The following is a 9844-nucleotide window of genomic DNA, read 5'->3' as shown; positions in this document are numbered from 1 at the left end:
GAGTAGGACGCCGCCGAACAACCCGCCCTTTTAGCTCAGTCGGTAGAGCGTCTCCATGGTAAGGAGAAGGTCAACGGTTCGATTCCGTTAAAGGGCTCCAACAGAAAAAGGCCCCCGCCATTGGCGGGGGCCTTTTTTGCGTTCTGGGCGTACTCTTCGAGTGGACCTTCAGAGGGGTCTACGGGGAGGAACACTCAGTCATGACAGTACAGACACCGGCCGAGGCCGAGTTCGAAAGCGCCTGGGGCAACGCCAACACGCGGGCTGAACTGCCGCCCGTGGATGTCAATCGCATCATTGCCGAGCGGTACGTCACCCAGGAGCCCCTGGCGTTCAACCGGGCCATGCTCTGGGACATGGAGGTACGCAAGGCCGGCAATCCGGGTGCGTTCATTCCGTATGTCGTCAAGGAGGGGACCGCCTCTGCCTGGGTTCCGGGGCGGGGTGCGGAGGAGCTGGGCAGCGAGTACGTACGGCAGTCGCAGCAGCGGCTGTGGCTTGAGCCCGAGCGGTACGGGCTGGTTCTCGAAGAGGTGCATCTCGACCACGAACGCCAACTGGTCACGTTCCTCGGCCGGGAGCAGTTTCTCGATGTGCGGGGCCGGCCCCTGCACGCGGACACCGGTCAGCCGCTGTTCCATGTGCAGCACGGTGTCGCGGGTACCGACGAGCACCCGACCAACACCTGGCGGATCGTCCTGCTCACCGATGAGCCCGACAAGCGGCTCGTGGACGTCTTCGACCGGATGGCAACCGATGCGTGGCTGCCGGGCTTTGTCGAGCACTACATCCGGGACGTGCTCGGCATCGGGCTGACACGTCGGGAGACCCTCTGACGGACGGCAGAGACGGTTCGCTCGCCAGGATCGACGGTTGGCGGTTTCAAGGGGGCCTTTCTGCGTCGGTCAGCGGTAGCCGGTCCCGCCGTCGAGGAGTTCGCGGATCGCGTCCAGGTGGCCGGCGTGGCGGGCCGTCTCCTCGATCATGTGGAGCAGGATCCAGCGCATTGATGCAGCCCCTGCTTCGAACTCGGTGCTGCGGCCGGTGTCGTCCAGGGAGTGCGCCGCGATGATCTCGTTCGCGGCCGCGCACTGGGCCTCGTACTCCTCCAGCAGCTGGGCGAGGGGGACGTCGGCGACGAGGAAGTCGCCGTCCTTCCCGCCCTCGAAGCGCGGGCCCGAGGACGGGTGGCCGAGGAGGACCACCTCGAACCAGTACTGCTCGACCCAGCGCAGGTGGGAAATGAGGCCGGCGGCGGTCATCAGCGGGGAGGCGGGGAGGACGGCGCGGTGGGCCGCCTCTTCCGGGAGACCCTCGCATTTCCACGTGATGATGGCGCGCTGCATGTCGAGCCAGCCCAGCAGCTGGGTGCGCTCGTCCGCGGTGTAGTCAGGGCGTGTGCGGGAGAGGGGCATGGACGGACGCTAGCGCAGCCGGTTCGCGTGGTGCACCGGTTTCAGTCGCCCTCGCGTGGTTGCGGGACGCGGAAGGCGAGGATGGCCATGTCGTCCGACGCGGGTTCGGCCGCGAAGCGTTCCACCGCGCGCAGGACGCGGGAGGCGACGGCGCCGGCGGTGAGACCCGTGCAGGTAGTGAGGACCTCGGTGAGGCCGTCGTCGCCCAGCATGCGGGTGCCCTCGCGGCGTTCGGTCACGCCGTCGGTGACGCAGAGCAGGACATCGCCCGGATCCAGGGTGAGGGTCTGCTCGAAGAGGTCGAGGTCCTCGATCACGCCGAGCAGGGGCTGCGGGTCGGCGGCCGGGGTGACCTGGCCGTCGGGGCGCAGGCGCAGGGGGAGCGGGTGGCCGGCGCAGACGACCTTCATGAGCGCGCCGCCGTCGGGCTGCGGGTGGAGCTCGCCGTAGAGGAGGGTGAGGAAGCGGCTGCGGGCGCCCTCGTCGAGGATGGCCGCGTTGAGGCGCTCCAGGACGGCCGGGCCGCCCAGTCCTTCGCGGGCCAGGAGGCGCAGGGCGTGGCGGGCGAGGCCCGTGACGGCGGCCGCCTCGGGGCCCGTACCGCAGACGTCGCCGATGGCGAAGCCGTACACGCCGTCGCGGATCGGGAAGACGTCGTAGAAGTCGCCGCCCACCTCGTTGCCCTCGCCGGCCGCGCGGTAGATGACCTCGACCTCCATGCCCGGGATGGCGGGGGAGCCGGGCGGGAGGAGGCTGCGCTGGAGGGAGCGGCTGATGGCGGTGCGCTCGGAGTAGAGACGTGCGTTGTCGAGCGCGAGGGCGGCCCGGCGGGAGAGGTCCTCGGCGAGTTCGAGGATCTCCTGGCGGAAGTGCTCCTCGCTCGGCTTGCCGAGGGTGAGGAGGCCGATCACGCGGTTGCGGGCCATGAGGGGGAGGACCACCGTCTCGCCGCCGACCGCCAGAGCCGTCTCGGGCCAGGGGCGGGCGCCGGCCTCGCGGACCGGTTCGGGCGGACTGACCCGGGAGAGCAGGGCCTTGAGTCCGTCGATGCGTTCCTCGTCCTCGTGCAGGACGTAGGAGAGGTACGGGTCGGAGGTCGTGTCCGCGATGGTGTAGACGGCGCACCAGGTCGCGAGGGTGGGGACGGTCATCTGGGCCATGAGGGCCAGGGTCTGGTCCCGGTCGAGGGTGCCGGCGAGCAGGTCGGAGGCCTCGACGAGGAAGGAGAGGGAGCCGCGGCGCAGGCGTTCCAGCTCGCCGAGGCGGGCGGATTCGACGGCGAGGGCGATGCGGTCGGCGGCGAACTGGAGGCGCAGCGCCTCTTCGTTGGAGTAGCGGCCGGGGTTCTCGGTGGCGACGCCCAGCGAGCCGGTGAGCCGGCCTTCGACCTTGAGCGGGACGGTGATGACGGATCGCATGCCGGTGGACTCCAGGAGCGGGACGGCTCCGGGGACGGCGGCGAGGTCGTCGTGGACGGCGGGCATGCGGGCGGAGCCGTACCGGTTGCTGCCGGCTTCGACGGGGACGCGGGCGAAGCGCTGGCGGGTGGAGGGCAGTCCGGTGGTGGCGCGTACCTCCAGCTCGGTCTCGTCGTCGGTGGCGAGCAGCAGGAAGGCGGCGTCGGCTTCGAGCATGTCCCGGGCGCGTTCGACGGTGCGCTGGAGCAGGCCGTCGAGGTCGTCGGGGGCGGGGGAGCCGATGAAGACCTCGAAGGGGTCCGCGGGGCGGGGTTCGGTGAACTGCCCGTTGTCGGGGGTGGCCACCCTTACGGGGGTCTGGAGGAGGGCGCGCTCGTCGTCGTGGACGAGCAGGCAGACGATGGACGGTTCGCCGTGGGCGTCGCGGACCCGCAGGTGGGAGGCGTAGACGGGGATGACGCGGCCGTCGGCGCCGCGGATGCCGTAGCTGCCCTCCCAGCGGGACAGGCGCAGGGCCTCGGCGATGCCGGTGCCGGTGCCGGGGGTCTGGGGCCAGGCGGCGAGCTCGGCGAGCGGGCGGCCGAGGGCCTTCTCGGCGGGGTAGCCGAAGATGTGCTCGGCGTCCTCGTTCCAGCTCGTGATCACGTCGGAGCCGTCGATCTGGAGGACGGCGACGCGGACGCGGCTGTCGGCGAGGGGGAGGAGCTGGTCCGGGACGACGGGGCCCGCGGAGCGGGTACCAACCGGTCGGTCGGGTAGGTCGAGGCGGAACCACACGTGTTTGTGCGTCGCCGTGTACTCGACGCCCCAGCGGGTGGCCAGGGCCGCGCAGAGCATCAGGCCGCGGCCGTTCTCGCGGTCGGGGTCGGCGTAGGGGCGCTCGCCGGGGTGCTGGAGCGGGAGCTCGCGCTCCGGATACCGGTCGGCGACCTCGACGCGTACACCGTCCTCGGAGCGCAGGCACAGGACCTCGGCCCTGGTTCCGGCGTGGACCACGGCGTTGGTGACGAGCTCGCTCGTGAGGACCACCGCGTCGTCGGCGATGTCCGCGAAGCCCCAGCCCTGCAAGGTGTCGCGGACGAACGCACGGGCCGCGGCGACCGAGCGCCCGAGGGGATCGAAGCTGGCAGCCGCCCGAGCCGTGATCACGAGTCTCCTTCGACGCGGTTGGACATCGGATGCCAGGTTACTTACCTTCACGGTCGGCAGGGTGCCGTCGTCCGGGATTCCACCCGCAGGGTGCGGCCGGTGTGCGATGGTGCCGAAGTGTTATGGCCGGGTTCGGCCAGGGTGAAACACTGGGCAGGATGGATTAGCCGGGCGTTTGACTCGCCGGGTATCGGTGGAACAGTGGTCGACCCTTTCGGGAGGGACACGGTGGAGTCTGGCGCAGCGGTGCGGCGTACGGGAACGCGCCCGAAGGGCGGACGGTCCCGGCGGAACGGCACGACGGAGGTCGATACCGCCGCTCTGAACCGGCTGCTCACGGCCCTGGTGTCGATGCGGGACGGGAATTTCCGCAAGCGGTTGACGGTGTCCGGCGAGGGCGTGATGGCGGAGATCGCCGCCGTCTACAACGAGGTCGCCGACCGCAATCTCCACCTGACCGGTGAGCTCTCCCGGGTCCGGCGGATGGTGGGGCGCGAGGGCAAGCTGAGCGAACGGCTGGAAACAGGTGCCTGTGAGGGCTCCTGGGCGGCCGCGATCGATGCCTCGAACCAGCTGGTGGACGATCTTGCCCGGCCGGTGTCCGAGGTGGGACGGGTGCTGTCGGCGGTCGCCGAGGGTGATCTGGACCAGCGGATGGACTTGCGGACGCAGACGGCCGACGGGGCCGGGCATCCGCTGCGCGGCGAGTTCCTGAAGGTCGGGCGTACGGTCAACAATCTGGTCGACCAGCTGTCCGCGTTCACCGACGAGGTGACGCGTGTGGCGCTGGAGGTGGGTACCGAGGGCAAGCTCGGCGGCCAGGCCCAGGTGCGCGGAATGTCTGGTTCCTGGAAGGATCTGACCGACTCCGTCAACACCATGGCGTACCGTCTCACCGCTCAGGTGCGTGATATCGCTCTCGTCACGACGGCGGTCGCGAAGGGCGATCTGTCACGCAAGGTCACGGTGCATGTGGCCGGCGAGATGCTCCAGCTGAAGAACACCGTCAACACGATGGTGGACCAGCTGTCGTCGTTCTCCTCCGAGGTGACACGCGTCGCCCGCGAGGTGGGTACGGAGGGTGAGCTCGGCGGCCAGGCGAAGGTGCCCGGGGTCGCGGGTGTGTGGAAGGACCTGACCGACTCCGTCAACACGATGGCGGGCAATCTGACCGCCCAGGTGCGCGGGATCGCGCAGGTCACGACGGCTGTCGCGAACGGCGACCTGTCGCAGAAGGTGCGGGTCAGCGCGCGCGGCGAGGTGGCGCAGCTCGCCGAAACGATCAACCAGATGACGGAGACCCTGCGGACCTTCGCGGACGAGGTCACGCGGGTGGCCAGCGAGGTCGGCGCGAAGGGTCTGCTCGGCGGCCAGGCGCAGGTGCCGGGGGCCGCCGGAACGTGGAAGGACCTCACCGACTCGGTGAACACGGTCTTCCGCAACCTCACCACACAGGTGCGGGACATCGCGCAGGTGACGACCGCCGTGGCCAACGGTGACCTGTCGCAGAAGGTCACGGTCGATGTGGCCGGCGAGATGCTGGAGCTGAAGAACACCGTCAACACGATGGTGGACCAGCTCCAGTCCTTCGGTGCGGAAGTGACGCGTGTGGCCCGTGAGGTCGGCGTCGAGGGTGAGCTGGGCGGTCAGGCGCAGGTACCGGGCGCGGCCGGGACGTGGAAGGACCTCACCGATTCGGTGAACACCGCCTTCCGCAACCTGACCGGGCAGGTCCGCAACATCGCCCAGGTGACCACGGCGGTGGCCAACGGCGACCTGTCGCAGAAGGTCACCGTGGACGTCTCCGGCGAGATGCTCCAGCTGAAGAACACCGTGAACACGATGGTGGACCAGCTGTCGAGCTTCGCCGACCAGGTCACGCGGATGGCCCGGGACGTGGGTACGGAGGGACGCCTGGGCGGCCAGGCGCGGGTGGAGGGGGTGTCCGGCACCTGGAAGGAGCTGACCGACTCCGTCAACTTCATGGCCGGCAACCTGACTTCCCAGGTGCGGCAGATCGCCCAGGTGACCACGGCGGTGGCGCGCGGTGACCTGTCGCAGAAGATCGACGTGGACGCGCGCGGCGAGATCCTGGAGCTGAAGAACACCATCAACACGATGGTCGACCAGCTCTCCGCCTTCGCCGAGCAGGTGACCCGGGTGGCCCGGGACGTGGGTACGGAGGGCCGCCTCGGCGGTCAGGCGCAGGTACCCGGGGTGGCCGGCGTATGGCGCGACCTGACCGACTCGGTGAACGGCATGGCCGGGAACCTGACCTCGCAGGTGCGCAATATCGCGCAGGTCGCGACGGCGGTGGCGCGCGGTGACCTGTCGCAGAAGATCGATGTGGACGCGCGCGGCGAGATCCTGGAGCTGAAGAACACCCTCAACACGATGGTCGACCAGCTCTCGAACTTCGCGGAGCAGGTGACGCGGGTGGCCCGCGAGGTGGGTACCGAGGGCATTCTGGGTGGGCAGGCGGAGGTCAAGGGTGTCTCCGGCACCTGGAAGGACCTCACCCAGTCCGTCAACTTCATGGCGAACAACCTGACGTCGCAGGTGCGCAACATCGCCGAGGTGACGACGGCGGTCGCCATGGGCGACCTCTCCAAGAAGATCACGGTCGACGCCAAGGGCGAGATCCTGGAGCTGGTCACCACCGTCAACACGATGGTCGACCAGCTGTCGTCGTTCGCGGAGCAGGTGACGCGGGTGGCGCGCGAGGTGGGTTCCGAGGGCATCCTCGGCGGTCAGGCGCGGGTGCGCGGGGTGACCGGTATCTGGAAGGACCTGACCGACAACGTCAACCTGATGGCCAACAACCTCACGTCGCAGGTGCGCAACATCTCGCAGGTCTCGGCGGCGGTGGCCAACGGCGATCTGACGAAGAAGGTCACGGTCGAGGCGCGCGGCGAGGTCGCCCAGCTCGCCGACACCGTGAACACGATGGTGAAGACGCTGTCCTCCTTCGCGGACGAGGTCACGCGGGTGGCCCGCGAGGTGGGTACGGAGGGCCGCCTCGGCGGCCAGGCCCATGTGCCCGGTGTCTCGGGGACGTGGAAGGACCTCACCGACTCGGTGAACTTCATGGCCTCCAACCTCACCGGGCAGGTGCGCCAGATCGCCATGGTCACGACCGCCATCGCCAAGGGCGACATGACCAAGAAGATCGACATCGATGCCCGTGGCGAGATCCTGGAGCTCAAGACCACCATCAACACGATGGTCGACCAGCTGTCCTCGTTCGCGGACCAGGTGACGCGGGTCGCTCGCGAGGTGGGCACCGAGGGCATCCTGGGCGGCCAGGCCCGGGTGCGCGATGTGGACGGCACGTGGCGGGACCTCACCGAGTCCGTGAACGAGATGGCCGGGAACCTCACCCGGCAGGTGCGCGCCATCGCGGCCGTCGCCACCGCCGTTACCCGCGGCGATCTGAGCCTCAAGGTCGACGTGGACGCCGCGGGCGAGATCCAGGTCCTCCAGGACAACATCAACACGATGATCGTCAATCTGCGCGACACCACCTTGGCCAACAAGGAGCAGGACTGGCTCAAGGGCAACCTCGCCCGGATCTCGGCCCTCATGCAGGGCCGCCGGGAGCTGGACGACGTGGCCTCGCTGATCATGAGCGAGCTGACTCCCGTGGTCTCCGCGCAGCACGGGGCGTTCTTCCTCGCCCTGCCGGCCGGCGGCAGCACCGAGATCGGGACGGACGGCGGCGCGGAGGGCGCGTACGAGCTCCGGATGCGCGGCAGTTACGCGTACGCCGGCGGCCAGATGCCCACCTCGTTCCGGCCGGGCGAGGGGCTGATCGGGACGGTCGCCGAGGAGAAGCGGACGATCCTCGTCGAGAACACCCCGCCGGGCTATCTGAAGATCTCCTCGGGGCTGGGCGAGGCCCCGCCGGCGCATGTGATCGTGCTGCCGGTGCTGTTCGAGGGGAAGCTGCTCGGCGTCATCGAGCTGGCCTCCTTCACGCCCTTCACGCAGATCCAGAAGGACTTCCTCAGCCAGATCGCCGAGATGATCGGTACGAGCGTCAACACGATCAGCGTCAACTCCAAGACGGAGATGCTGCTCAAGCAGTCCCAGGAGATGACCGAGCAGCTGCGCGAGCGCTCCGACGAGCTGGAGAACCGGCAGAAGGCGCTCCAGGCCGCCAACGCGGAGCTGGAGGAGAAGGCCGAGCTGCTGGCCCAGCAGAACCGGGACATCGAGGTGAAGAACACCGAGATCGAGGAGGCCCGGCAGGTCCTGGAGGAGCGCGCCGAGCAGCTCGCGGTCTCGATGCGCTACAAGTCCGAGTTCCTGGCGAACATGTCGCACGAGCTGCGTACGCCGCTCAACTCGCTGCTGATCCTGGCCAAGCTGCTGGCCGACAACGCGGACGAGAACCTGTCGCCGAAGCAGGTGGAGTTCGCCGAGACCATTCACGGGGCGGGCTCGGACCTGCTCCAGCTGATCAACGACATCCTCGACCTGTCGAAGGTCGAGGCCGGGAAGATGGACGTCTCGCCGACGCGGATCGCGCTGGTCCAGCTCGTGGACTACGTGGAGGCCACCTTCCGGCCGCTGACCGCGGAGAAGGGGCTGGACTTCTCGGTCCGGGTCTCCCCGGAGCTGCCCGCCACCCTGCACACCGACGAGCAGCGGCTGCTCCAGGTGCTGCGCAACCTGCTGTCGAACGCGGTGAAGTTCACCGACACTGGGGCGGTGGAGCTGGTGATCCGGCCGGCCGGGGCCGATGTGCCGCAGGCGATCCGGGAGCAGCTGCTGGAGGCCGGTTCGCTGCGCGAGGCGGACGGGGACCTGATCGCCTTCTCGGTGACCGACACCGGGATCGGGATCGCGGCGAGCAAGATGCTGGTGATCTTCGAGGCCTTCAAGCAGGCGGACGGGACCACCAGCAGGAAGTACGGCGGTACGGGCCTCGGGCTGTCCATCAGCCGGGAGATCGCCCGGCTGCTGGGCGGGGAGATCCACGCGGCCAGCGAGCCGGGCCGGGGTTCCACCTTCACGCTGTACCTGCCGCTGCACCCGAGCGAGCTGCCTCCGCAGGGGTACGCGCCGCCCACGCCCGGTGGCGGGCGCAGCGAGCTGTACCGCAGGCCCGCCGAGCAGGTACGGCCCGCGCTGCCGGCGGCCCCGGCGGCGCCCGTGTCCCCGCCCGCGCAGGCCCAGCCCGCGCGGCCCGTACTGCCTGCCGCCGAGCCGGCCGGGTACGGGCAGGGCGGCCCGGCCGCGCTGTTCCGCAGGCGGCGCAAGTCGCTGAGCGATCTGGAGCCGCGTACGGCGGTTCCGGGGCAGCCTTCGGACCGCGGGTCGCAGGACGGCTGGGGCGGCGCGGAGGAGGAACTCACGGTGGCACCCCGGACGTACGACTTCCACGGCGAGAAGGTCCTCATCGTGGACGACGACGTGCGCAACGTTTTCGCGCTGACCAGCGTGCTGGAGCAGCACGGACTGGCGGTGCTGTACGCGGAGAACGGGCGGGAGGGCATCGAAGTCCTGGAGCAGCACGACGATGTGACGGTCGTACTGATGGACATCATGATGCCGGAGATGGACGGGTACGCGACGACTTCGGCGATCCGGCGGATGCCGCAGTTCGCGGGCCTGCCGATCATCGCGCTGACCGCCAAGGCGATGAAGGGAGACAGAGAGAAGGCCATCGATTCCGGGGCCTCCGACTATGTGACCAAGCCGGTCGAACCGGACTATTTGCTGTCGGTGATGGAGCAGTGGATGCGCGGAACGTGATCACCCGGCGACGAAATGGACATCAATTGCTGACGCACTGTGGCGAAAGCGGTGTGAGACGGCGGGATACGGGGAACCTTCTGCTCCCCCACACCGTTTCTG

4 protein-coding genes and 1 tRNA gene are annotated in these 9844 nt (G+C 69.3%); 3 read left to right on the top strand and 2 right to left on the bottom strand.

What is annotated here, in order from left to right; all coding sequences use genetic code 11:
- Nucleotides 1-24 precede the first annotated feature (24 nt).
- Both J7I97_RS31670 and J7I97_RS31665 read left to right on the top strand, forming a co-directional pair.
- Nucleotides 25-100, top strand: a tRNA-Thr gene (locus J7I97_RS31670).
- A gap of 100 nt (nucleotides 101-200) precedes the next feature.
- Nucleotides 201-836, top strand: a complete 636-nt coding sequence (locus tag J7I97_RS31665; protein ID WP_214941919.1) for a hypothetical protein — start codon at nucleotides 201-203, stop codon at nucleotides 834-836.
- A 69-nt stretch (nucleotides 837-905) separates the two neighbouring features.
- Here the strand turns inward: J7I97_RS31665 and J7I97_RS31660 are convergent, their stop codons facing one another.
- A complete protein-coding gene (locus tag J7I97_RS31660) occupies nucleotides 906-1415 on the bottom strand; it encodes a DinB family protein (RefSeq protein WP_214941916.1) in 510 nt (169 codons plus the stop codon).
- A gap of 41 nt (nucleotides 1416-1456) precedes the next feature.
- Nucleotides 1457-4042: a SpoIIE family protein phosphatase gene (locus J7I97_RS31655; RefSeq protein WP_374103653.1), complete on the bottom strand. Its 2586-nt coding sequence runs from the start codon at nucleotides 4040-4042 to the stop codon at nucleotides 1457-1459.
- Between the two features lie 168 nt (nucleotides 4043-4210).
- Between J7I97_RS31655 and J7I97_RS31650 the strand changes: the two genes are divergently transcribed.
- Nucleotides 4211-9742 (top strand): HAMP domain-containing protein, encoded by a 5532-nt coding sequence (locus tag J7I97_RS31650; RefSeq protein WP_214941910.1) that lies wholly within the window; start codon nucleotides 4211-4213, stop codon nucleotides 9740-9742.
- The last annotated feature ends 102 nt before the right edge of the window (nucleotides 9743-9844 follow it).

Origin of the sequence: Streptomyces sp. ISL-87 (assembly GCF_018614095.1) — a bacterium.
In the GTDB taxonomy this organism is placed as follows: domain Bacteria; phylum Actinomycetota; class Actinomycetes; order Streptomycetales; family Streptomycetaceae; genus Streptomyces.
The sequence above is the reverse complement of the archived record's forward strand: the minus strand, read 5'-3'. Positions and strand labels throughout refer to the sequence as shown.

Coding starts and splice junctions, on each gene's coding strand:
- J7I97_RS31660 (WP_214941916.1), bottom strand. CDS start 1,415: ATGCCCCTCTCCCGCACACGCCCTGACTACACCGCGGACGAGCGCACC.
- J7I97_RS31665 (WP_214941919.1), top strand. CDS start 201: ATGACAGTACAGACACCGGCCGAGGCCGAGTTCGAAAGCGCCTGGGGC.